The sequence below is a fragment of the Cryobacterium sp. M96 genome (assembly GCF_002929845.1).
Lineage (GTDB): Bacteria > Actinomycetota > Actinomycetes > Actinomycetales > Microbacteriaceae > Cryobacterium > Cryobacterium sandaracinum.
In genome coordinates this window covers 16454-39229 of sequence record NZ_PJJS01000034.1, presented here as the reverse complement: position 1 = coordinate 39229, position 22776 = coordinate 16454, and the positions used below count along the sequence as shown (strand labels likewise).

Annotated in this window: 19 protein-coding genes and 1 tRNA gene; 5 read left to right on the top strand and 15 right to left on the bottom strand. The window is 67.4% G+C overall.

What is annotated here, in order from left to right; translation table 11 throughout:
- Positions 1-82: 82 nt before the first annotated feature.
- Genes CXY79_RS03125 through prmC form a run of 4 tightly spaced genes read right to left on the bottom strand, consistent with a single transcriptional unit; the run spans position 83 to position 3516 of the window.
- On the bottom strand, positions 83-568 hold the full coding sequence (locus tag CXY79_RS03125) for a hypothetical protein (RefSeq protein WP_104099700.1): 486 nt from the start codon (positions 566-568) through the stop codon (positions 83-85).
- Positions 565-1788, bottom strand: coding sequence for an MraY family glycosyltransferase (locus CXY79_RS03120; protein ID WP_104099699.1), 1224 nt, complete (start codon positions 1786-1788; stop codon positions 565-567). The genes CXY79_RS03125 and CXY79_RS03120 overlap by 4 nt, the downstream gene beginning before the upstream one ends.
- A gap of 2 nt (positions 1789-1790) precedes the next feature.
- The gene (locus CXY79_RS03115; RefSeq protein ID WP_104099698.1) at positions 1791-2594 is read right to left on the bottom strand and encodes an L-threonylcarbamoyladenylate synthase; all 804 of its coding nucleotides are present in this window, start codon (positions 2592-2594) and stop codon (positions 1791-1793) included.
- 40 nt (positions 2595-2634) lie between these two features.
- On the bottom strand, positions 2635-3516 hold the full coding sequence (gene prmC, locus CXY79_RS03110; RefSeq protein WP_233191194.1) for a peptide chain release factor N(5)-glutamine methyltransferase: 882 nt from the start codon (positions 3514-3516) through the stop codon (positions 2635-2637).
- Between the two features lie 140 nt (positions 3517-3656).
- Here prmC and cysK point away from each other — a divergent pair, with 140 nt between their 5' ends.
- From cysK to CXY79_RS03095, 3 genes are read left to right on the top strand one after another with little or no spacing between them, the layout of a single operon-like run.
- Entirely contained in the window at positions 3657-4595 is a 939-nt protein-coding gene (gene cysK, locus CXY79_RS03105) for a cysteine synthase A (RefSeq protein ID WP_104099697.1), read from the top strand.
- A gap of 29 nt (positions 4596-4624) precedes the next feature.
- Positions 4625-5203, top strand: a complete 579-nt coding sequence (epsC, locus tag CXY79_RS03100) for a serine O-acetyltransferase EpsC (RefSeq protein WP_104099696.1) — start codon at positions 4625-4627, stop codon at positions 5201-5203.
- Between the two features lie 13 nt (positions 5204-5216).
- The gene (locus CXY79_RS03095) at positions 5217-6227 is read left to right on the top strand and encodes an isopenicillin N synthase family oxygenase (protein ID WP_104099695.1); all 1011 of its coding nucleotides are present in this window, start codon (positions 5217-5219) and stop codon (positions 6225-6227) included.
- A gap of 51 nt (positions 6228-6278) precedes the next feature.
- Here CXY79_RS03095 and pdxH read toward each other — a convergent pair whose 3' ends face one another.
- The 10 genes from pdxH to argS all read right to left on the bottom strand — a co-directional run bounded on the left by pdxH (position 6279) and on the right by argS (position 19166).
- Complete coding sequence (gene pdxH, locus CXY79_RS03090; RefSeq protein WP_174722130.1) at positions 6279-6920, bottom strand: pyridoxamine 5'-phosphate oxidase; 642 nt, start codon at positions 6918-6920, stop codon at positions 6279-6281.
- Positions 6921-7026: 106 nt separating this feature from the next.
- The gene (gene prfA, locus CXY79_RS03085; protein ID WP_104099694.1) at positions 7027-8106 is read right to left on the bottom strand and encodes a peptide chain release factor 1; all 1080 of its coding nucleotides are present in this window, start codon (positions 8104-8106) and stop codon (positions 7027-7029) included.
- Entirely contained in the window at positions 8106-10670 is a 2565-nt protein-coding gene (rho, locus tag CXY79_RS03080) for a transcription termination factor Rho (protein ID WP_369827928.1), read from the bottom strand. The genes prfA and rho overlap by 1 nt, the downstream gene beginning before the upstream one ends.
- A 545-nt stretch (positions 10671-11215) precedes the next feature.
- Positions 11216-12169, bottom strand: coding sequence for a homoserine kinase (thrB, locus tag CXY79_RS03075; RefSeq protein ID WP_104099692.1), 954 nt, complete (start codon positions 12167-12169; stop codon positions 11216-11218).
- Positions 12166-13287 carry a threonine synthase gene (gene thrC / locus CXY79_RS03070; RefSeq protein WP_104099691.1) on the bottom strand — a complete coding sequence of 374 codons (1122 nt, stop codon included), beginning with the start codon at positions 13285-13287 and terminating at the stop codon, positions 12166-12168. The genes thrB and thrC overlap by 4 nt, the downstream gene beginning before the upstream one ends.
- The gene (locus CXY79_RS03065; protein WP_104099690.1) at positions 13287-14624 is read right to left on the bottom strand and encodes a homoserine dehydrogenase; all 1338 of its coding nucleotides are present in this window, start codon (positions 14622-14624) and stop codon (positions 13287-13289) included. Before CXY79_RS03065 ends, thrC begins: the two co-directional genes overlap by 1 nt.
- On the bottom strand, positions 14621-16069 hold the full coding sequence (gene lysA, locus CXY79_RS03060; protein ID WP_104099689.1) for a diaminopimelate decarboxylase: 1449 nt from the start codon (positions 16067-16069) through the stop codon (positions 14621-14623). Before lysA ends, CXY79_RS03065 begins: the two co-directional genes overlap by 4 nt.
- Before the next feature lie 207 nt (positions 16070-16276).
- The gene (locus tag CXY79_RS03055) at positions 16277-16564 is read right to left on the bottom strand and encodes a hypothetical protein (RefSeq protein WP_104099688.1); all 288 of its coding nucleotides are present in this window, start codon (positions 16562-16564) and stop codon (positions 16277-16279) included.
- A 143-nt stretch (positions 16565-16707) separates the two neighbouring features.
- Complete coding sequence (locus tag CXY79_RS03050) at positions 16708-17487, bottom strand: DUF2993 domain-containing protein (RefSeq protein ID WP_104099687.1); 780 nt, start codon at positions 17485-17487, stop codon at positions 16708-16710.
- 2 nt (positions 17488-17489) lie between these two features.
- The gene (gene argS, locus CXY79_RS03045) at positions 17490-19166 is read right to left on the bottom strand and encodes an arginine--tRNA ligase (RefSeq protein WP_104099686.1); all 1677 of its coding nucleotides are present in this window, start codon (positions 19164-19166) and stop codon (positions 17490-17492) included.
- Between the two features lie 53 nt (positions 19167-19219).
- On the opposite strand from argS, the gene CXY79_RS15615 reads away from it, so the two are divergent.
- On the top strand, positions 19220-19867 hold the full coding sequence (locus CXY79_RS15615) for an iron ABC transporter ATP-binding protein (protein WP_134415485.1): 648 nt from the start codon (positions 19220-19222) through the stop codon (positions 19865-19867).
- 168 nt (positions 19868-20035) lie between these two features.
- Positions 20036-20107, top strand: a tRNA-Arg gene (locus CXY79_RS03035).
- A gap of 899 nt (positions 20108-21006) precedes the next feature.
- Here CXY79_RS03035 and CXY79_RS03030 read toward each other — a convergent pair.
- Positions 21007-22563, bottom strand: a complete 1557-nt coding sequence (locus CXY79_RS03030) for a DUF222 domain-containing protein (protein WP_158250213.1) — start codon at positions 22561-22563, stop codon at positions 21007-21009.
- Positions 22564-22776 lie beyond the last annotated feature (213 nt).

The window sequence follows — 22776 nt, the reverse complement described above, 5'->3', positions numbered from 1 at the left end:
GTGGATCACACTGCGGCCGGTGACAGTTTTTTGACTCTATCAACTTTCGCTCACGGCGACTAATCGACCGCCCCTGTTCCGGTCAGGACCAGGGGTGGTCGGATTTTTTTGGGAGCACGGCGTCACTCACGTAGCCCAAATGGGAGCGGAAGACCACCAGGACGTCGACGATCATGGTGCCGATGGCTCCGGCAATGACGGTGATGAACAGAACTGTCGTCTGCACGAAGGAAGCATCCCGAAGCAGAGCGAGTATCACGATGAACACGACGATTTTCAGCAGCCATGCCCCCATCACGATGCCGAAAAAAGCGGCAATGTCGAACCGCATGGCCCCGATGATGCTCACGGCAGTGATCGAAGCGAACAGCACGGCAAGCGCGGTGCCGATGAAGGCGCTGATGAGGCCTTCGGTTGACGCGAAAAGGTAGCCGAGTCCGCCGCCGACGATCGCGATGGCAATCGCGAGGAAGCCTGTGTATCGAAGGACTGCGGTCAGGACTCCCCTGGCGTTCGATGGCACCGCTCGGAGCGTGGTGGGCAAGCTGGTGGGATCGGGTGCGTTCATACGTTTTCCTCCACCGTCGCCGACGCCTCATCGAGGCGGTCGAGTCGGGCGATTTCTTCTCTGTGTTCGGCCGTTCGGGCGAGTTGGCTGGCGGACTCGACGGCCTTGCGCCGACTCAACGGAGCCAGCGTGACGAGGGTGCAGATCAGCAGCGCGACGATCAGGAAAATTGTGGCATACCAGGTGGGCAGCCCGAAATACACCGGGAGCAGAAAGTAGAGCAGGCAACCGACGGATGCCGCCGCGGTCCAGCCGTAGAAGATCAAAACGGCATGCAGGTGCGAATGGCCCATGTCCAGTAGCCGGTGGTGCAGGTGCTTGCGGTCGGCGCTGAAGGGTGATTTGCCGGCCCGGACGCGCCGGAACACCGCCAGACCGAAGTCGAGAAGCGGAATGATCAGGATGGCGACGGGCAGGATGATCGGGATGAACGCCGGGAAGAGCTGCGACCGGTTCACGGCGGTCGGGTCGACCTGGCCCGTGATCGCGATCGCGGACGTGGCCATCAGCAGACCCACCAGGAGGGCGCCCGCATCACCCATGAACAGTTTCGCCGGCCGCCAGTTGAGCGGCAGGAAGCCGACGCAGGCACCCACCAGGACGGCAGCGATCAGTGAGGCGAGGTTGAAGTAGTTGCTCGGGGAGGTGTCCCGGGCCAGCAGGTAGCTGTAGAGGAAGAACACTCCGTTCGCGATGAGCGCGACGCCGGCCACGAGTCCGTCGAGCCCGTCGATGAAGTTGATCATGTTCATCACGATCACGATCACGATCACGGTGATCAGGATCGACATCCAGGACGACCCGACGGTCAGGCCGCCGATCGGCAGCGACAACACCTGCACGCCCTGCCAGGCGATGAGGCCGGCAGCGATGAACTGCCCGGCCAGTTTGGTCATCCAGTCGAGGTCCCAGAGATCGTCGGCCACTCCCAGCAGCACGATCAGCAGGGCTGCACCCAGGATGGCGAGGATCTGCTGGGGGTCACTGAAGATGAGTCGCAGCGGCGCGAAGCGGGCCGCAACCAGGTAGGCCACACCGAAGGCGGTGACGATGCCGACGAAGATCGCGATTCCGCCGAGGCGGGGCGTGGGCCGCGTGTGCACATCGCGCTCGCGGATCTTCGGGTAGAGGCGGTAGCGGTGACTGAGCTTGAGTACAAGAACTGAGAACCCGAAGGTCACCAGGGCCGAGACCAGGCTGAGCAGGACGAAGACGGTCATGGCTATCGAGCGTCTGCCGTGGGATCGACCGGTTCGGCCCTCACTTCGGTGACGGGCTCGGTGGCCGACTCGGTGGTGGTTTCGGCAGCGGGCTTGTCCGCAGGCGCGCCGAACCCGATCGGCGCGAGCGCCTCTCCGATGACGCCTTCGATGGCCTCCCGTGAGATCACGCCGTTCCGCACGATGACGACCTTGCCACCGTTGGAGTCGAAGCCGGAGGCATCCACGATGGTCGACGAGGTATCCCCGGGCCGGTCGCCGATGGGTTCGTAGCCGAGTCCGGCCGTTCCGCCGTCGAGGTAGACGGCCACGCTGCCGCCGAGCATCTCTTCGGCGCCTTCCGCGTCGATCGCGGAGGGCCGGCCGCTGGTGTTGGCGGATGACACGGCCAAGGGTCCCGTCTCGGAGAGGAGGTCGAGGGCAACCGGGTTGCTCGGCATCCGCAGGGCCACCGTGCCGCGGGTGTCACCGAGGTCCCAGGCGAGCGACGGCTGGGCGTTCAGCACCACCGTCAGACCACCGGGCCAGAACACGGCGACGAGCTCGCGCACCGGTTGCGGAATGTTCTGGGCCAGGGCGTCGAGGGTGGGAATTCCGGGGATCAGCACGGGCGGCGGCGAGGAACGGTCGCGGCCCTTGGCGTCGAGAAGGCGCTGCACCGCCTCCGGGTCGAAGGCGTCTGCGGCGACGCCGTAGACCGTGTCGGTGGGGATGACAACGAGCGCGCCGCGACCGATGGCCGAGCGCGCGAGCCTCATGCCGGCCGCGTATTCCGTGTCAACCGAGCAGTCATAGATGCGAGTCATTGTGCCTGATTCTACTGCAGCCGCCCAGAGGGAACCGCCCTCACCGATCGGCGGGAACGGGGGCGAGGGCCGTGGTGGCGCGGTCGCGGGTGGTGTAGTCGCGGTGAGTGGCCGGGACGCGCCAGCCGTCGGCGGCCAGGAGGGCACGGATCTGCGCCCCCTGCAACTCACCGTGCTCGATCACGATCTGGCCGCCAGGACGCAGGAGGCGCAGGGCCGTGCGGGAGACGTGCCGCACCACGTCGAGCCCGTCGGGGCCGCCGAACAGGGCGCGGGCCGGGTCGAAGAGGCGTACCTCGGGGTCGCGCGGGATCGCATCCGTCGGAATGTAGGGCGGGTTGGAGATGACCACGGCCACGGTTCCGTCGAGTTCGGTGAGCTCTTCGGTGAGGTCGCCGAACACCAGCGTGGCATTCGGCGCGGCTACCTGCTCGAAGTTGCGGGAGGTATAGGGGAAGGCCTCCGGCGAGTTCTCGACCGCCCAGATGCGCGCGTTCGGCACCTCGACCGCCAGGGAAAGGGCTATCGCGCCGCTACCGGTGCCGAGGTCCACCCCGATCGGCTCCGCGTCGGGCAGTGCCCGGAGCGCGTCGATGGCGAACTGCGCCACCTGCTCCGTCTCGGGGCGGGGAACGAACACGCCCGGTCCGACGAACAGGTCGAGGGAGCGGAAGGGTGCCCGCCCGGTGATGTGCTGCAGCGGCTCGCGCAGGCAGCGGCGACGAACGAGTTCACGGATGGCAGCGGCATCCGTGGCGCCCAGGGCGGTGCGCAGGATGGCGGCGGCCTGCACCTGGCCGCGGCTCTGGGCGAGAACGTGACCGATCAGGAGATCGGCGTCGACGTCGGGGTCGCTGATCCCCGCCTGGGAAAGGGAGTCGATGGCACGGGTGCGCAATTCGGCAATGTCGGTGGGAACAATGTCGGTAGGAATTAAGCTGATGGGAATGGAATGGTGGCCGTGCGAAGTTGTCACGTATTGAAATGTAACGCACGCACACGCCCAATGCCGGAGCCGTAGGCTGGGCGAGGTTCCTGACCCCGATCGAAAGGCGACCACCGATGCCCGCACAGATTTACTCCGATATCACTGCTGCAGTCGGCAAGACCCCTCTGGTCAAGCTAAACCGACTCACCGCCGGCCTCGACGCGACCGTGCTGGTGAAACTGGAGTTCTACAACCCCTCGGGCAGTGTGAAGGACCGGATCGGGATCGCGATCGTCGATGCGGCCGAGGCCTCGGGCGAGCTGGCTCCGGGTGGAACCATTGTCGAGGGTACCAGCGGCAACACCGGGATCGCTCTCGCCATGGTGGGCGCCGCCCGCGGATACACGGTCATCCTGGCGATGCCGGAGACCATGAGCCGCGAACGCCGCCAGCTGCTGCGCGCCTACGGCGCCCGGATCGTGCTGACGCCGGGCTCCGACGGCATGCGCGGCGCGGTCACGACGGCCGAGGAAATCGCGGCCGCCACCCCCGGGGCGATTTTGGCCCGCCAGTTCGACAACCCGGCCAACCCGGCCATCCACTATGCGACCACCGGCGTCGAGATCTGGGACGATACCGCGGGAGCCGTCGACATCCTCGTCGCCGGAATCGGCACCGGAGGGACCATCACGGGCACCGGCCAGCTGCTCAAGGAACGCAAGCCATCCGTACGCATCGTCGGCGTCGAGCCGATCGACTCCCCCATCCTCACCGGCGGCAAGCCCGGACCGCACAAGATCCAGGGTCTCGGCGCCAACTTCATACCGAACGTTCTCGACACGCACGTCTACGACGAGGTCACCGACGTCACGCTCGCCGACTCCGTGTCCACGGCGCGCGCGCTGGCAACGGATGAGGGCATCCTCTCCGGCATTTCCGGCGGATCGGCTGTCTGGGTGGCAATCGAACAGGCCAAGCGCCCCGAGAACGCCGGCAAGACCATCGTGGCCATCATGCCGAGTTTCGGCGAACGGTACCTCTCCACGGTGCTCTACGAGGACCTGCTGGACTAGTCGGCGAAACCGGGCCGGCGACGCAGCGAATGGGTGTCTTTTCGAGCATCCGTGAGGACCTGGCGATGGCGCGCGCCCACGACCCGGCCGCCCGCAGCAACATCGAGGTGTTCCTGGCGTACAGCGGTCTGCACGCCGTGTGGTCGTATCGAGTGTCCCACCGGCTGTGGGAGGCCGAATTGCGGCTCCCGGCCCGGCTCCTGTCGCAGTTCACCCGGTTCCTGACCGGGATCGAGATCCACCCCGGCGCCCGCATCGGCCGAAGGCTGTTCATCGACCACGGCATGGGCGTGGTGATCGGGGAGACCTCGGACATCGGCGATGACGTGATGCTCTACCACGGGGTCACCCTCGGCGGGAAGACCCGGCACGGGGTGGCCCGGGGGGAGAAGCGGCACCCCACCCTGCACGATGGGGTGACGATCGGCGCCGGCGCCAAGGTGCTCGGGCCCATCGTCATCGGCGCCTGGAGTACCATCGGCGCCAACGCGGTGGTGACCCGGGATGCCCCACCCAAGTCGCTGCTGCTGGGGATCCCGGCCATCGTGCAGCCGGCCAAGACCGATACCATCGAATCCGCCCGCGGGCTGCTGCCCGGCGACGACTGAGGGACAGAGACCAATGACCACCGATACCGCCGCCCTCACCCTCCCCGTACTCGACCTCTCGCGGCTTGACCGGGGCGATGCGGAGGCGGAGGCTTTTCGAGCCGATCTGCGGGAGGCCACCCACTCCTTCGGGTTCTTCTACCTGACCGGTCACGGCGTGCCCGCGGACCTCACGGATCGGGTCATGCGCACCGCCCGAGCCTTCTTCGCCCTCCCCGAAGCCGACAAGATGGCGATCGAGAATCTGAGGAGCCCGCACTTCCGCGGCTACACCCGCGTGGGCGGCGAGCTCACCCAGGGTACGGTTGACTGGCGCGAGCAGATAGACATCGGGCCGGAGCGCCCGGCACTTCCGCGGCCCACGGATGCCGCCTACCGGCGTCTCGAGGGACCGAACCAGTGGCCGTCCACTCTCCCCGCGCTACGAGAAGTGATGACCCTCTGGCGCGAAGAGCTCACCGCGGTCGCCCTCCGCCTGATGCAGGCCTGGGCGCTGTCGCTCGGTGCCGACGAGCACGTGTTCGACGCGGCCTTCGTCGAGAAGCCGTTCACCCTGATCAAGATCGTGCGCTACCCCGGCAAATCCGATCCCACTCCCCGGCAGGGCGTCGGCGCGCACAAGGACTCCGGGGTGCTGACCCTCCTGTTCGTCGAACCCGGCAAGGGTGGCCTGCAGGTGGAGAAGGATGGCGACTGGATCGACGCTCCCCCGCTCGACGGCGCCTTCGTGGTCAACATCGGCGAGCTGCTGGAGGTGGCCACGAACGGCTACCTCAAGGCCACCGTGCACCGGGTGATCTCGCCTCTGATCGGAGACGACCGGGTCTCGATTCCGTTCTTCTTCGGCCCCGCGCTCGACGCGACCATCCCGCTGCTCAGTTTGGCGGACTCCCTCGAGGCGCCCGGGGTCACGGCCGACCCGAACAACCCGATCTTCTCCACCTACGGGGAGAACGCCCTGAAGAGCCGACTGCGCGCGCACCCGGACGTGGCGGCCATCCACTACTCCGACCTCGCCGAGTAGCCACCGCAGCCGCCGTTGCCGGCGCAGCGATCGTCGCTGCCCTGGCGGGCGCTACGGCTGGAGGCGCTCCAGCGCCCAGCCTCCGCCCTCCAGCGCCGTGAAACGCAGGCGGTCGTGCAGCCGGGACGTGCGGCCCTGCCAGAACTCGATTGCGTGCGGAATGACCCGGAACCCGCCCCAGTCGGTGGGCCGCGGGATCTCCATGTCGTCGGGGTAACGCCGCTCGACCGCGCGCACCTGCTCTTCGAGCAGTTCGCGGCTCACGATCGGTTCCGATTGCTCACTGGCCAGGGCGGCGATGCGGGCGGGCCGCGGACGACGCGCGAAATAGGCGTCGCTGACGGCGGCATCCGTGGCGTGGGCAGTGCCGTAGACGATCACCTGGCGCTGCATCGGATACCAGGGGAATAGCAGCGTCACACCGGAATTCTTCCGGAGCGCGCGCCCCTTGCGCGAGTCGTAGTTGGTGACGAACTCGAACCCGCTGCCGTCGAGCCCCTTGAGCAGAACCGTGCGGCTGCTCGGCCGCCCGTCGGGGTCGATGGTGCCGACGACCATGGCGTTCGGCTCATACAGCCCGGCTCCCTCAGCGGCCGCCAGCCAGGTCGCGAACTCGAGCAACGGGTCAGAGTTCACCTGCGCCTCGGTCAGGCTCACAGCACCGTAGTCGGTGTGACTCGTCAGGGATTCCATCAGCATCCTCGCCTCGTTGTCGAACGGTGGATGCGAAAAGCCCAGCCTCCGTTCTCTCCAGACTACGAGAGACCGACGGCTGGGCAACCGCTGCGTGCGGGGTTGATCAGTCGTGATCACCGATCTCGGCCAGCCGGGTGGCTTCGTCGGCCGTGATGCAGGAGTCGATCACGGCGTCGAGGGCGCCGTTCATGACCGTATCCAGGTTGTAGGCCTTGTAGCCGGTGCGGTGGTCCGCAATCCGGTTCTCCGGGAAGTTGTACGTGCGGATGCGCTCGGACCGGTCCATGGTGCGGATCTGGCCCTTGCGCACGAGGGAGGCGGCGGCGTCGATTTCTTCCTGCTGCCGGGCAAGAACGCGGGCACGCAGAACGCGCATGCCCGCTTCCTTGTTCTGCAGCTGGCTCTTCTCGTTCTGCATGGCCACGACGATGCCGGTCGGAAGGTGTGTGATGCGCACGGCGGAGTCGGTCGTGTTCACGGACTGGCCGCCGGGGCCGCTCGACCGGTACACGTCGATCTTGAGGTCGTTCGCACTGATCTCGACCTCTTCGGGCTCGTCGACCTCAGGGAAGACGAGCACGCCGGCGGCGGAGGTGTGGATGCGTCCCTGCGACTCGGTGGCCGGCACTCGCTGAACGCGGTGCACGCCCCCCTCGTACTTGAGGTGCGCCCAGACGCCCTCGGCAGGGTCGCTCACGTTGCCCTTGATGGCGAGCTGGATGTCTTTGATGCCGCCGAGGTCGCTCGTGGTCTGCTCGATGATCTCGGTTTTCCAGCGCTTCGACTCCGCATAGTGCAGGTACATGCGGAGCAGGTCGGCGGCGAATAGTGCGGATTCCGCACCGCCCTCCCCCATCTTGATCTCCATGATCACGTCGCGAGCGTCGAGCGGGTCGCGCGGAATCAGCAGGCGCCGCAGCTTTTCGGCCGCGTTTTCCAGCTGCTTCACCAGACCGGGGATCTCCGCGGCGAAGTCGGCGTCCTCGTCCGCGAGTTCCCGCGCGGCATCGAGGTTCTCGCCGATCTCTTTCCACTCGTGCCAGGCCGCGATGATGCGGCTGAGCTCGGCATAACGACGGTTGACCTTCTTCGATCGGGCCGGGTTCGCGTGCAGCTCGGGATCCGCCAGCTGAGACTGGAGCTCATCGTGCTCAGCCAGCAGAGTCAGGACAGACTCGAACATCAGTGGTCCTTGTCTGACCCACCGAGGGTCGGCATCGACTTCTGAACCTGCATCAGGAACTCGACGTTGGACGTGGTCTCCTTGAGACGACCGAGGATGACCTCCAGTGCCTGCTGCTGTTCTAGCCCGGCGAGGGCGCGTCGCAGTTTCCAAGTGATCTTGACTTCGTCCGCGCTCATCAGCATTTCTTCACGCCGGGTGCCGGATGCGTTGACATCCACCGCGGGGAAGATGCGCTTGTCGGCCAGGTGGCGCGACAGGCGGAGCTCCATGTTGCCCGTGCCCTTGAACTCCTCGAAGATAACCTCGTCCATCTTGGATCCGGTCTCCACCAGGGCGGAGGCGAGGATGGTGAGCGAGCCACCGTTCTCAATGTTGCGCGCCGCGCCGAAGAAACGCTTCGGCGGGTACAGCGCGGACGCGTCGACGCCGCCGGAGAGGATCCGGCCCGACGGCGGGGCCGTCAGATTGTAGGCGCGGCCCAGGCGGGTGATCGAGTCGAGCAGCACGACGACGTCGTGGCCCAGTTCGACGAGACGCTTGGCGCGCTCGATGGCGAGCTCGGCGACCGTGGTGTGGTCTTCGGCGGGACGGTCGAAGGTGGAGGCAATGACCTCACCCTTCACCGTGCGCTGCATGTCGGTGACCTCTTCGGGACGCTCATCGACCAGGACAACCATGAGGTGGACCTCGGGGTTGTTCGTGGCGATGGCGTTAGCAATCTGCTGCATGACGATGGTCTTGCCGGCCTTAGGCGGTGCGACAATCAGGCCGCGCTGTCCTTTACCGATCGGGGCGACCAGGTCGATGATCCGCTGCGTCAGCTTGCCCGGCTCGGTTTCGAGGCGCAGCCGCTCCGTCGGGTACAGCGGGGTGAGCTTCTGGAACTCGACGCGGTTCGCGGCCTCTTCGACGGTCAGGCCATTTATGGAGTCGACCTTGACGATCGCGTTGTACTTCTGGCGTCCGCTCTGATCGCCTTCGTGCGGCTGGCGGATGAAGCCGACGACGGCGTCGCCCTTGCGCAGGTTGTACTTCTTGACCTGGCCGAGCGAGACGTAGACGTCGCTCGCACCCGGCAGGTAGCCGGAGGTGCGCACGAACGCGTAGTTGTCGAGGATGTCGAGGATGCCGGCGACGGGGATCAGCACGTCGTCGTCGTTCAGCTCCGGCTCGAAGTCGTCGCCGGTGGTGACGCCGCGACGCTTGCGGTCACGGAAACGGTTGCGGTTGCTACGGCCGTTCAGGTCGTCTTCGAGTCCGGCGCGGTCGGGACCGGCGTTGCGCTCCTGACCCTGACGCTCTTGGCCCTGGTTGCGGTCCTGGCGGTCCTGACCCTGACGCTCCTGGCGGTCCTGGCGGTCTTGGGCGCGATCCTGGCTCTGCTGGGCCTGGCGGTCCTGACCCTGGTTGCGGTCCTGATTCTGATTGTCCTGGCTCTGGCCCTGGCCGCGGTTGCCGGTCTGGCGTTGCTGACGGGCGGTCTCCTCACCGCGCTCGGCGCTACGCTCGGCGCCCTGCGTGCGGTCGCCCCCGCGGCTGCGGTTGCGGTTGCGGCCCTGTCGGGGCTGTTCCGTCTGCTCGGACAGTTCGCCCTGATCGGCGTGGTCGCCGCGCTCGGTCGATTCGGCCTGATCGGTGACGACGGTCCCGACCGGGGCGTGCTGCTCGGTTCCGGTCTCGGTGCCGGTATCGGTGCCGGACTGGGTTCCGGTCTCCGTGGCGAATTCGTCGGCGTTGTTGCGCGCGTCGATGCTGTTGCGGGCATCGATGCTGTTGCGGGCGCCGCCGCTGCGGCCACCGCGTGAGCTACCGCGACGCGACCGGCCGGAACCGGTGGTCTCGGGTGCCGCCTCGGTGATCTCGGGGGTCTCCTCGGCCACGACTGCGGTCTCGGCGACCGCCTCTACCGGGGCAGCAGCCTCGGTGGTTGTTTCAGTCTCAATGGTGGGGGCCTCGGTGTCCACGATGGGGGCGGCGGCGGCTTCGGCCGCTGCCTTCACGGTGACCGACGTGGCACGTTTGCGAGCCTGGCGGGCCGGCTTCGTGGCCGGGACTACGGTCTCGGTCACGGGTGACTCCGGCAAGGCGCCGGCATAGGTGGTGGGGGCAGTGGTACGGCGGAGGGCCGCGGCGTCATCCGGAACGATCATGCCGATGCCCAGGTCGCCGTCAGCGTTGACGTGCGCCACGGCGGGAGCCGCGGTCGCGGTGGAGGCGCGGCGGGACGCGCGCTTGCGCGGCGCGGCACCGGTGACGTTGGCAGCAACGTCGGTGGTCGAGGCCGCGTCGGTCGCGGCGTCGGCCGCGGGAATCGCCTCTTCGACGGGAACGGCGGCCGTGGTGTCGGCGGCCGTGGCCTCGGCGGCCGTGGTCTCGGCGGAGACACCCGAGGATGCGCTCTTGGCCTGCTCGGCGGTGATTGCTCCTACGAGCTCTCCCTTGCGGAGCTTTGATGCACCCGGGATTCCCAACTCGAGCGCCAGAGCCAGAAGCTCGGCGACGCGAAGGGTGGTGAGGTGCGAGGAATCCGCACCGGGGGTGAGGAGGTTGACGTCAGTCACGAAAATTGTCCTTTCCCCTGGCGTCATGCGAGCGGGCCAGGGAAGCTGTTGCGGCGTCTCACGCGCTGCGGGTGGTCCAATCCCAAAGTGATGTGGATTGAAGTGAACACACACAGCTACGCATAGATGATGCGATAGCAGTGAGTTACAGGGAATGCACCGGAGAAGAGAGCCGGGCGTTACGCGGTTCCATCGGGTGCACTTTTACTGTAGCAGAACGTAAGAACGCCGAGGACCGACCGGATACGGCGTGTCCTTGGCTTTCAGATACTCCTTGACCTGAGTGAGTCCTCACAGCCGTCAGCGATGAGTCACCGCTGCCGGGTCCAACCGGCTCGGTGCTCCGGCCTGCGTCCCGAACGAATTCGACGGAGATTTTGCCCAAATCGCACCTGATTCACCCGAAAGAGCGGTTTCACACGAGAATCTCCGTCGAATTGGTTCACCACCGGATCGGGCGCTGCGCCTGCGAGGAACACTGCCCGGGCGGTGCAGTCGACTGACCGACCGGGAGCGACACAACCGATCGATTCGGACTCGCTTCTCTAACGCTCGGTGCGGGTGACGGTTGCACCCAGCACGTCGACGGCCAGCATCAGCGCCTGCCAGGGCGTTTCGGACTCGGCGGCGATGAGCTCGGCCGCGACGAGTCGCTGCCCTGGGTCACTGGCCAGCACCAGGATCGATGGGCCGGCGCCGGAGACGACGGCGGCGAAGCCGTGCTCCCGGAGCAGGGTGATCAGCCGGTTGGTCTCCGGCATGGCGGCGGCACGGTAGCTCTGGTGCAGTTTGTCCTCGGTGGCCGCGAGGAGCAGTTCGGGGCTCTGAATCAGGGCCGCGATCAGCAGGGCCGAGCGCGACAGGTTGAAGACGGCGTCTTCGTGCGGCACGCTCTCGGGCTGCAGGCTGCGGGCGAGCGCCGTGGACATGGCGTGCTCCGGAACGAACACGAGCGGTTTGACGCCGCGGTGCACCATCAGCTTCTTGTGACGCGGTCCCTCGGGTGTCATCCACGCGATCGTGAGACCACCGAACAGGGCGGGCGCCACGTTGTCGGGGTGCCCCTCCATCTCAGTCGCGAGGGCCAGAAGCGCCTCCGCGTCGATGTCGACGATGCCCTCGAGCAGGCCCTTCGCGGCCATGATCCCGGCGACGATGGCGGCGCCGGACGAGCCCATGCCGCGGCCGTGCGGGATCTCGTTGTGGGCAACGAGGTTCAGTCCGGGCAGTTCCTGGCCGTAAGCGGCGAAGGCGTGGATGAGGGCGCGCACGACGAGGTTGGTCTCATCGGTGGGCACCACGCCTTCTCCGACGCCGTGCACCTCGACCGTGACGCCCGGCTCATCGCGAACGGAGACCTGGAGGTGGTCGTGGTGTGCCAGGGCCAGACCCAGGGTGTCGAAGCCGGGGCCGAGGTTGGCCGTGGTCGCCGGCACCTGCACGGTGACGGAACGGCCCGAGAGCACCGACTTGCCGGAGAGGGCCTCGGCGATGGTCATTTCTGGACCAGCCCGAGGACGCTGGCGATTTCGGCGGTGTCGACAGGCACGATGGTCGGCTTGACGTCGGAGCCGTCTGCGGTGCGGAGCGCCCACTGCGGGTCCTTCAGACCGTGGCCGGTGACCGTGAGTACCACGGTGGAGCCGGCCGGGATGAGCCCGGCTTCGGCGCGTTCGAGCAGGCCGGCGACGCTGATCGCGGAGGCCGGCTCGACGAAGATGCCGACCTCGGCCGACAGGATGCGGTAGGCCTCGAGGATCTTTTCGTCGCTGATCGCGCCGAAGTAGCCGTCGGTCAGGGTACGCGCGGCGAGGGCGAGGTTCCAGGATGCCGGGTTGCCGATGCGGATGGCGCTGGCGATGGTCTCCGGGTGGTCGACGCGGTGGCCGAGCACGATCGGGGCGCTGCCAGCAGCCTGGAACCCGAACATGCGCGGCAGCTTCGTAGTGGCGCCGCGCTCGAGCTCTTCGGTGTACCCGCGCGTGTAGGCGGTGTAGTTGCCAGCATTGCCGACGGGGACGATGTGGATGTCCGGCGCGTCTTCCAGCACCTCGACGACCTCGAAGGCGGCCGTCTTCTGGCCTTCGATCCGGTCGGGGTTGACCGAATTGACCAGGTGCACGGGGTAATTCGCGGAGAGGTCGCGGGCGATGTCGAGGCAGTCGTCGAAATTGCCCTGCACCTGCAGCAGCTGCGCGTTGTGTGCGATGGCCTGGCTGAGCTTGCCCATGGCGATCTTGCCCTCGGGCACCAGCACGACGGCCTGGATTCCGGCGTGGGTCGCGTAGGCGGCGGCCGACGCGGAGGTGTTGCCGGTGGACGCGCAGATGACGGCCTTGGCACCGTCTTCGACGGCCTTGGAGATGGCCATGGTCATGCCGCGGTCCTTGAAGGAACCGGTCGGGTTCATGCCCTCGTACTTGATCCAGACCTTCGCGCCCGTGCGAACGGAGAGCGCCGGAGCCGGAATCAGCGGGGTGCCCCCCTCGCCGAGAGTGATAATGGGCGTCGCATCCGTGATGTTGAGGCGGTCCGCGTACTCGCGCAGCACGCCGCGCCACTGCCGGGAAGCCGTCTTCACGACTGGTTTCGGCAGAGTCTCTCGTTCGCTGGACATCAGGCTCCTTCAACTCTCAAAACGGATGCGACATTGGTGACAAATCTGTTCGCGGCGAGGTCTGTCACGGTGGCCGCCAGGGCGGCCTCCGTAGCCTCGTGCGTTCCGATAACTAGGGTAGCCGTGGCGGAGACGGCGGAGCGACTCGCGGTGCCCGGCTGGGCCGGCGTCATCGACTGCTCGACCAGGGCCAGGGACACGCCGTGGTCGCTGAACACGCTGGCGAGCGTGGCGAGAACGCCGGGTTCGTCGGTAACTTCCAGGGTGACGGCGTAGCGCGTGACGATCTGGCCGATGTCGAAGACCGGCAGGTCGGCGTGCTGGGACGCGGGAACGCCGGGGCCACCGGCGATGTGGCGGCGGGCCAGTGACACCAGGTCGCCGAGCACGGCGGACGCCGTCTCCACTCCCCCGGCGCCGGCGCCGTAGAACATCAAGCTGCCGGCCGACTCCGCTTCGACAAAAACCGCGTTGTTGGCGCCGTGCACGGAGGCGAGCGGGTGGCTGCGGTGAACCATGGCCGGGTAGACCCGGGCGGAGACGCCCTGCTGGCCGCTTTCGGCGTCGACGAGGCGTTCGCAGATGGCGAGCAGCTTCACGACGTAGCCGGCCTTGCGGGCTGAGTCGATCTGCGCGGGCGTGATGGCGGTGATGCCCTCGCGGTAGACGGATGCGAGCGGCACGGTCGTGTGGAAGGCGAGGCTGGCCAGAATGGCCGCCTTCTGCGCCGCGTCGTACCCGCCGATGTCGGCGGTCGGGTCGGCCTCGGCGTAGCCGAGGTCGGTGGCCAGGGCGAGAGCCTCCTCGAGGGTGTCCCCCTCAGTGTCCATCCGGTCGAGGATGAAGTTGGTGGTGCCGTTCACGATGCCGAGGATGCGGTTGACCTGGTCGCCGCCGAGACTCTCGCCAAGCGGCCGAACGATCGGGATCGCACCGGCCACGGCCGCCTCGTACTTCAGCTGTGCGCCGACCTGGTCGGCGGCGGCGAAGAGTTCGGGCCCGTGGGTGGCCAACAACGCCTTGTTGGCGGTGACGACATCCGCCCCCGAGTTGATCGCCATCAGAATGTATGAGCGTGCGGGCTCGATGCCGCCCATCAACTCGATGACGACGTCGGCGCCGAGGATCAGGGTCTCGGCGTCGGTGGTGAACAGCTCGCGGGGCAGTTCGACGGTGCGCTCGGCGTCGACGTCGCGCACCAGGATGCCGACGAGCTCGAGGCTGGCACCCACCCGGTTGGCGAGTTCTTCACTGTTTTCGAGCAGCAGCCGGGCGACCTGAGCGCCGACGGAGCCGCCTCCCAGCAGTGCGACGCGCAGATTGCGGTATTCGATCATCGGGCGGGTTCCTTCGGTAGATCGGTCGAGCCGGTGGTCGAGCCGGTGGTCGAGCCGGTCGAGGCCGAGACCCCGGTGTCGCGGGCGAGCAGGTCGGCGATGGTCTCGCCGCGCACCAGCATCCGCGGGATGCCGCCGGCCACCGCGACCACGGCCGGCCGGCCGAGGAAGTTGTAGTTGTTCGACAGCGACCAGCAGTAGGCGCCGGTGGCCGCGACGGCCACCAGGTCGCCCGGAGCCACGTCGCCGGGGAGATAGTCAGCGTCGACGACGATGTCGCCGCTCTCGCAGTGCTTGCCGGCGAGGCGTACCAGCACCGGGTCGGCCGCCGACACGCGGCCGGCGAGCCGCACGGTGTAGTCGGCGCCGTAGAGGGCGGGGCGGGCGTTGTCGCTCATGCCTCCGTCGACACTGACATAGAGGCGCGGGTTGCCGGCCACGTCGACGGACTTGGTGGTTCCGACCTCGTAGAGGGTGATTCCGGCCGGGCCGATGATGCAACGTCCCGGCTCGAAGGCGACCACGGGCACCGGGATGCCGAGGGCGCTGCACTGCGCGGCGACGATGTCGGCCAGGCTGGCCGCGAGCTCGCCGATCGGGGTGGGGGTGTCGGCCAGGGTGTAGGCGATGCCGAAGCCGCCGCCGAGGTTCAGCTCGGGGACGGGGCCGCCTGCGAGCAGGGCGGCGTGCACGGCGAGGAGGCGCGACGCGGATTCGGCGAAGCCGTCGGCGCCGAAGATCTGCGAGCCGATGTGGCAGTGCAGGCCGCGGAAGCCCAGGCTCGACTCGGCCCGGATGAGGCCCACCAGCGCCGCGGCATCATCGAGCGTCACGCCGAACTTCTGGTCTTCGTGCGCCGTGGCGAGGAATGCGTGGGTGTGCGCGTGCACGCCGCTGTTCACGCGCAGCCGAACGGCCTGCACGATGCCGTGCCGGGCGGCGGCCGCGGCGACGCGCCCGATTTCGACCAGGCTGTCGATCACGATGGTGCCGACGCCGACGCGGCAGGCCTCGTCGATCTCGGCCAGGGATTTGTTGTTGCCGTGATAGCCGAGCCGGTTCGGCGGGCTGCCGGCCGCCAGCGCCACGGCGAGTTCGCCGCCGCTGCAGACGTCGATGTTGAGACCTTCGGCCAGCATCCAACGGGCGATCTCGGTGGACAGGAACGCTTTGCCGGCGTAGTAGATGTGCACGCTCGTGCCGATGCGGGCGAACTCGGCCTCGAAGGCGGCGCGGAGCGAGGCCGCGCGGGCGCGGGCATCCGTTTCGTCGACCAGATAAAGAGGAGTGCCGAATTCGGCGGCCAGGGCGGAGGCGGTGCAGCCGCCGATGAGAAGTTCCCCCTGCGGAGTGCGGTCGATGGTGGCCGGCCAGAGGCCATCGGCGAGCGCATTGGCGTCGTCGGACAGGCAAAGCCAGTCGGGGGCGAGCGGGTTGGTGGCCACGGGTGAAAACCTCACGGGAAATGTCGAGTGGGTGTCTCACTGAGTGGCGAGCGAACCCGGATTGGTCCCTGAAGCCAGTGAAAGGATGCCGTCGGCTGCGACCGGGGACCTGTTCCGAGTGTAGCGAACGCCGCCGGTGCACGCCGAATCGCGTTACGTCCCGCTGCGTGGCGGGCTGCGCGGGCTGGGCAGCGGGGCGGGCTGCGATCAGACCAGCGCGGCAGTTTCGGCCACGTCGACGATCCACGCCTCCGGGTCGCTCATGACCGACGAGCCGCTGCTGCACCAGATGCGCCGCATCTTGAGAAGCATCTTCTCCGCTTCCCGGATGGTGCCCAGTTCCAGGTCGACCATGACGAAGTTCGGATCAGTCACCGAGCGGAAAATCGTGTAGCGGATCACCCCCGATCCGCGGCGGTCGGCCGGGTCCAGATCGAAGGCACGTTTCCAGCGGCCATAGTCGGGCACGGGGTGTTGAATGCGCAACAACGTCATGGTGCCTCCTCGAAAAGGCGAATGCGCGACCGGCGGATACCTCGAGTGTACGACCCCGCGGGCGTCGTGTCAGGCCCCGGTTTGATCACGGTCCGAACGATGTGCGAGCGTGTCGGCGTGCTGCAAGGGCGTGAAGTGCGGGGTCAACCGGCGGTGCAGCTGCCGAGGGTGGTCAACGACTGTCGGCTCAGCGTCAACGAGCTCGACTGCAGCGTGAGTCGCGCTCGATCCGCGGTCACGTTCACTCCGGCGAGGGTGACCCCCTCGGGGAGGTACTGGGCCACGCAGATGCGGAGCGGTTCCTCACCCAGAACACGAGACAGCAGGTTGCCGGCATCGATGCTGCCGCCGCCTGAGGTGACGCTGGCACCGCTCGGCGTGAGCAGCAGTGCGTCGGCGTCCACGCTCGGCGTCGCCGAGGCGCGGTAGCCGATCGGGAAGCCGAGCACCTCCAGGCTGCCGCTGTAGCTGATCTCGTCCTTCCCGAGTTCGACGCCGGCGTCGGGGACATTGCTCGGCAGAGCCTGGCTCAGCAGGGTGTTGAGGGCGTCGGGTTCGAGGTCGATGATGCCGCGCACGTCGCCGACGGACTGGGATTGGTCGAGCGGGACATCCGTCGCCACGACGTGCACGGATGCCGGCACGCCGTCCACGGTCAGGGTGCCTGATTCCAGGGCCACCCGGTCGAAGCTGCCGCCGAGGTACTGCGCGATGACCGACAGGCCTCCGATGGAGACGGCCACGTCCCCGGTCACGGTGTCGGGCAGGTTCGAGGCGATCTCCTGCTCGATCTGGCCCTCGGCGTAGCTGCGCAGTCCCCCGTCGACGAAGAAGAAAGCAGCGACGAGCCCGACCACGACCAGACCCGCGACGATGAACGCCCCGAGCCCGCGACGACGGGATTTCCTGGCGGACGCGTCCATGCCTACATACGTTCCGGTGCGGAGACGCCGAGCAGGCCGAGGCCGTTGCGGATGACCTGGCCGGTGGCGTCGTTGAGCCAGAGCCGGGTGCGGTGCAGGTCGGTGATCGGTTCGTCGCCAAGCGGGATCACCCGGCAGCTGTCGTACCAGCGGTGGTAGTAGCCGGCAACCTCTTCGATGTAGCGGGCGATACGGTGGGGCTCACGCAGTTCGGCGGCCTGCGCGACGACGCGCGGGTATTCCTGCAACACGCCGAGCAGGGCCGATTCGCTGTCGTGGGTGAGTAGCTCCGGGGCGAATGCGGTGCGTTCCACCCCCGCGGTGGCCGCGTTGCGGGCGACCGAGCAGGTACGGGCATGCGCATACTGCACGTAGAAGACCGGGTTCTCGTTGGTGCGCTTGCCGAGCAGGTCGAGGTCGATGTCGAGCTGAGTGTCGCTGCTGGAGCGCACTAGGGAGTAGCGGCCGGCGTCCACGCCGACGGCGTCGACGAGGTCGTCGAGGGTGACGATCGTTCCGGCGCGCTTGCTCATCCGCACCGGTTCGCCGTTGCGCAGCAGGTTGACCATCTGGCCGATCAGGATCTGCAGGTTCACACCGGGCACGTCGCCGAACGCCTCGACCATGGCCATCATGCGGCCGACATAGCCATGGTGGTCGGCGCCGAGCATGATCAGGTTCTGGTCGAAACCGCGCTCACGCTTGTCGAGGTAGTAGCCGAGGTCACCGGAGATGTAGGCCGGTTCGCCGTTGGAACGGATGATGACGCGGTCGCGGTCATCGCCGAACGTGGTCGTGCGCAGCCAGATGGCCCCGTCTTCTTCGAAGATGTGGCCCTGTTCGCGCAGCCGTTCGATGGCCCGGTTGACGGCGCCGGACTCGTGCAGGGAATCTTCGTGGAAGTACACGTCGAAATCCACGCCGAAGCCGTGCAGCTTCTCCTTGATCTCGGTGAACATCAAATCGACGCCGACGCTGCGGAACACTTCCTGCTGCTCGTCGCGGGCCAGCACCGCGATGTCGCCTTCGTGGCTGGCCACGACCTGGTCGGCGATGTCTCCGATGTAGGCGCCGCCGTAACCGTCTTCGGGGGTGGGCTCGCCGAGGTAGCCGGCGAGCACGCTGCGGGCGAAGCGGTCGATCTGCGAGCCGTGGTCGTTGAAGTAGTACTCGCGGGTGACGTCGGCGCCCTCCGCCTGCAGCACCCGGGCCAGGCTGTCACCCACGGCCGCCCAGCGCACGCCGCCCATGTGGATGGGGCCGGTGGGGTTGGCGGACACGAACTCGAGGTTGATCTTGAGGCCGTCGTAGAGGTGCCCGGTGCCGTAAGCGGGGCCCGCATCGACGATGGTCTTGGCGAGTGCGCCGGCGGCGGCGGCCTCGAGACGGATGTTGATGAAGCCGGGTCCGGCGACGTCCACCGAGGCCACGTCGGGAAGCTGTTCCAGGCCGGCAGCCAGTTCGGCGGCCACCTCGCGCGGGTTGGAGCCGAGTGGCTTGGCGATCTTCATCGCGATGCTGGAGGCCCAATCACCGTGGTCGCGGTTTCTCGGACGCTCGAGGGTGACATCCGCCCCGGTCAGGTTGACGTCGGTCACGTCGATTCCGGCCTCGCGTCGACGCTCGCTCAACTGGAGGATGAGGTCGAGCAGGGATTGGGAAAGCTCAGCGGGAGTCACGACTAGCAAGCTTACCGGCCCGGTCACAGACAACCCTCTTGGTAAGGTCAAGCGTGACTCACTCCCTCTCGCCCAGACTCCCGCGCGGACGGCTCCTGCGCACCACCCTTCTCCTTGCCACCGGCACGGTCGCCGTCGTGGCGCTGGCTGCCTGCGGTTCGGGTTCCACCCCGGAAAGCAGCCCGTCGGCAGCGTCGCCATCAGCTACTCCCGGGTCGACGTCGGACGCGACGCAGACACCGGGGCCCACCGCGACGCCGACGCCCACGGCAGCAGGCACCCCGGTCACATTTACCTGCGACCAGGTGCTCACCCTCGACGACGTCTACGCCTTCAACCCGAGCTACGGCACTGCCCCCGGTTTCGAGCCGACCATCGCCGCGGGTCAGACGGCGGCAGAGTACCAGGGGCTGAATTGCGGACTGCTCAATCAATCCAGCGACGGAACGATCGAGGTCTCGGTGACCCAGCCCAACGACGTGCTGCTGTCGCAGCTGAAGAACGATGCCATCAGCTCCAGCCAGATCGTTCCCACGTATGGCACGCCGCCCGCCGTCGAGGGCTATTTCTCGGCTGCCGGCGGCATTGGTGTGGCTCAGGTCTTCACCTCCACCTACTGGATCACGGTGGGCTCGAGCGAGTTCGTCGAGCCGGGCGACGCCGAGTCACTCGTTTCCGCGGCGATCGCGAACCTGCAGTAACACGCCCGGGGGGACCGCGCGGCGGAACCCACCTGAACCTGCCCGAACCTGCCGAATTCGGCCTTTCCGGTCGAGTTCGGGTGGTGTGCCGGGCGGGCTCGACCGCATCCGTCGAACTCGATGCGGAACATCGCCTGCCCGGATGCTGATAACCTAGTGCTTTCCCTGGCCCCCATAGCTCAGGGGATAGAGCACTGCCCTCCGGAGGCAGGGGCGGCAGTTCGAATCTGCCTGGGGGCACAACTGTCAGAGTCCGTGCGAACACTCGGGTCGCGGGCTAATCGGCGACACGATCTGAAGGCTTTGTCACGCCGTTTGCCCACACTGGCCCACAGCTCCTCGCCGCCGACTCGTGGCCCTGGCGTTCGACTACGCCAGGATGCGTGACCCGGTAGGTGTGCGGCATGAAGCCCTCGCCGACGAGGCTCGGCGTCGCTATGCCGTGGTCGCACCGGTCACCCGCGCCACCGACAGGTCAGCGATGACCATTGAGCCACACCGGGACGGGACCGCCGCCATCCGATGGGTACGCCGATCAGCTGAGGAGCGCGACGGGATCACGTGGACGTCGGCGCCCGCGGCGGTCGGTCGGGTCTGGGAGCACGTCGTCGGAGCCCCACCGCAACGACTCGAGACCGCGGCACTTACAGACGATGGCCGGGGACGGCTGCCACCAAGACCTTCCCCCCGTTCGAATCCGGAAGCAGCGTGGTTGCCGTGCCCCGGCCCCTCCGGAATCGCGTGCAACGCGGAGAATACCGCTACCGCCTCTGAAGCTGCGGGCCCGGTGGTGGACCGATTCGACGGAGATTCTGGTCTGAAACCACATTTTTGGGTTTCCTGGGGCAGTTTCGGGCAGAATCTCCGTCGAATTCGTTCGGGAGAGAGTTGCTGCTCAGCCAGTGACGAGAAGACACGGGAGTCCCGGAACGCTCGCTCGGGAACCACGGACCGCTCCCTGAGAAGTCGCGGAACCCACGCTCATCCCGCGTCGCGGTCGATCGCCTGTGCCGGTTTGGGAGCAACTGCCCCGCCCCTTGACCCGCCCCTGCCCGCGACGCGGGTCGAGCCCGTCGAGACCCGGTTAGGAACCCACTCGAGGTTCCCGCGACGCGGATCGAGCCCGTCGAGACCAAGCGCTACAGCGCTGCCCTCTTGCTCGGCAACGCCACCAGCGTCTGCTTGGGGTCTACCTCGATCGGTGGCCTAAGCCAGTACTGCGTTCCGGTGCGGCTGATCGTCCAGTGCTGGTTGTGCAGCAGCAGATGGTGGGGATGGCAGAGGAGTACCCCGTCGGCAAGGTCCGTACATCCGTTGTTTTTGAGCCACTCGTTGATGTGATGCGCTTCTGCCCACGCTGGCGGTTTCTCACAGTCGATCCAGAGGCATCCGCCGTCGCGTACTGCCATTGCGGCGCGCTGTTTCTCGGTGAAGAGTCGTTCGTCGCGGCCGACGTTGATGATCTGGCCGTTGTCGTCGAATTTGATGCCGCGGGTGCCGGTGTCGCAGAGCAGCCGGTCGATGGTTTCCTGCGAGATGGGGACCGGGTTGCCCTCGAGCTGCCCATGAGTGGCCCCTTCGGCGGGTTCGACGGGTTCGACGGGTTCGACGGGTTCGACGGGTTCGACGGGCCCAGATTCGCCCGTTTCAGTCTGGACGGTCGTCGGCGCCGGCCCGGTCTGGCCCGGCTGCCCGGTCTCACCGGTCTGACCGGCCTGGCCACCTTTCAGCGCCTTCTCGGTCACGATCACGCGCACCGAGGGTCGGCGTCCGCCGAAGACCCGGCCCGGGTCGGCTTCGCCGGCGATTTTGAGCAGCTGCACGAGGGAGTCCGCGGCGATCTGTTCGGTCGTGCGGGGGTCGTCTTGCATCTTCTTTGCCCAGGCTGCCCGCTCTGCGTCCACGAATCGCACCCCGCCGCGGCGCGGGCCCGTGATCGAGTCGAAGGTGGAGAGCACGAACTCGCCGTCTTCGGGCGCGAACAGCCCGCTGAGTCGTACGGTGCCGTTGCCCAGCCGGTAGACCCGCAGGTAGCGGTCGTCGTGGGCCTGCTTCTCGCGGGCGGCAATGCCGGCCTCATCGAGCCGGTCGCGCATCCGTCTCGCCTGCTTGAACACCTGATCGGCATTCAGCGACGACACCTCCGCCAGGAGCGCTTCCAGCGCCACCGCGAGCTTCTCGGCGGTGACCGAGGCATCGATTTGGCCGAGCCCCGCGCGGATCGACTCGGCCGCGTCAACCGAGAGCGTGCCGGCGGTGACGGCCCGGGCGATCGGTGCCTGCCAGGGCACCTTCGCCTCGACCTCGGCGACCTCGGCGGCATCCGCGTCGGGCGTCGAGAGCGCCGCCTCGACGAGCCTGTCGGCCGCCTCGGCATCGGCCATCATGGTGCCGACTGCGACCAGCTTGTAGGCGTCGCCCTTCGACGAGTCGGTCGAGTTCTGAATCAGGGCCACCGGGGAGAGATACCCCTGCTGCGCCGCCAAACCCGAGTGCCCGAGCTCCGGTCGGGAACGCTCGGCGATGGTCGCCGCCATCCAGGCGGCATAGGTATCGACGAGACGGCGGATCGAAGCGATTCGCTTCTGACCGGCCAACACCTCGGCATCAGGAAGGGCCGAGAAGTCAGCGCATGACGAGCCCAGCAGGGCCACGGCATCGGCCGCCTGCCTGAGGTCTTCCGCGAGGTTGGTCATGTTACGAGGATACCTCATTGCGTACACATAGTCGAGTGTTCGTCAGATGGTTGCGGATTTTTGGAGGTTGAGATTCGAAGTTATGTTCATCGACCTTGGAGGCATCGCTTCGGGTCTCGCCCAGCTCGACCACCGGGTCGGCAGCCCTCTGAGGCTGGGCGGCCGCCCCGTTGTCCCCGGGAACAGCCGGGCCTACCATGTGTCGCAGCCCCA

What these genes read in the sequence shown, in the direction of transcription:
- pdxH (WP_174722130.1), bottom strand. Translation starts at nt 6,920, where the DNA reads ATGGAATCCCTGACGAGTCACACCGACTACGGTGCTGTGAGCCTGACC.
- CXY79_RS03125 (WP_104099700.1), bottom strand. Translation starts at nt 568, where the DNA reads ATGAACGCACCCGATCCCACCAGCTTGCCCACCACGCTCCGAGCGGTG.
- thrC (WP_104099691.1), bottom strand. Translation starts at nt 13,287, where the DNA reads ATGTCCAGCGAACGAGAGACTCTGCCGAAACCAGTCGTGAAGACGGCT.
- CXY79_RS03115 (WP_104099698.1), bottom strand. Translation starts at nt 2,594, where the DNA reads ATGACTCGCATCTATGACTGCTCGGTTGACACGGAATACGCGGCCGGC.
- prfA (WP_104099694.1), bottom strand. Translation starts at nt 8,106, where the DNA reads ATGTTCGAGTCTGTCCTGACTCTGCTGGCTGAGCACGATGAGCTCCAG.
- CXY79_RS03065 (WP_104099690.1), bottom strand. Translation starts at nt 14,624, where the DNA reads ATGATCGAATACCGCAATCTGCGCGTCGCACTGCTGGGAGGCGGCTCC.
- CXY79_RS03030 (WP_158250213.1), bottom strand. Translation starts at nt 22,563, where the DNA reads ATGACCAACCTCGCGGAAGACCTCAGGCAGGCGGCCGATGCCGTGGCC.
- CXY79_RS03050 (WP_104099687.1), bottom strand. Translation starts at nt 17,487, where the DNA reads ATGGACGCGTCCGCCAGGAAATCCCGTCGTCGCGGGCTCGGGGCGTTC.
- CXY79_RS03120 (WP_104099699.1), bottom strand. Translation starts at nt 1,788, where the DNA reads ATGACCGTCTTCGTCCTGCTCAGCCTGGTCTCGGCCCTGGTGACCTTC.
- CXY79_RS03095 (WP_104099695.1), top strand. Translation starts at nt 5,217, where the DNA reads ATGACCACCGATACCGCCGCCCTCACCCTCCCCGTACTCGACCTCTCG.
- epsC (WP_104099696.1), top strand. Translation starts at nt 4,625, where the DNA reads ATGGGTGTCTTTTCGAGCATCCGTGAGGACCTGGCGATGGCGCGCGCC.
- thrB (WP_104099692.1), bottom strand. Translation starts at nt 12,169, where the DNA reads ATGACCATCGCCGAGGCCCTCTCCGGCAAGTCGGTGCTCTCGGGCCGT.
- CXY79_RS03055 (WP_104099688.1), bottom strand. Translation starts at nt 16,564, where the DNA reads ATGACGTTGTTGCGCATTCAACACCCCGTGCCCGACTATGGCCGCTGG.
- cysK (WP_104099697.1), top strand. Translation starts at nt 3,657, where the DNA reads ATGCCCGCACAGATTTACTCCGATATCACTGCTGCAGTCGGCAAGACC.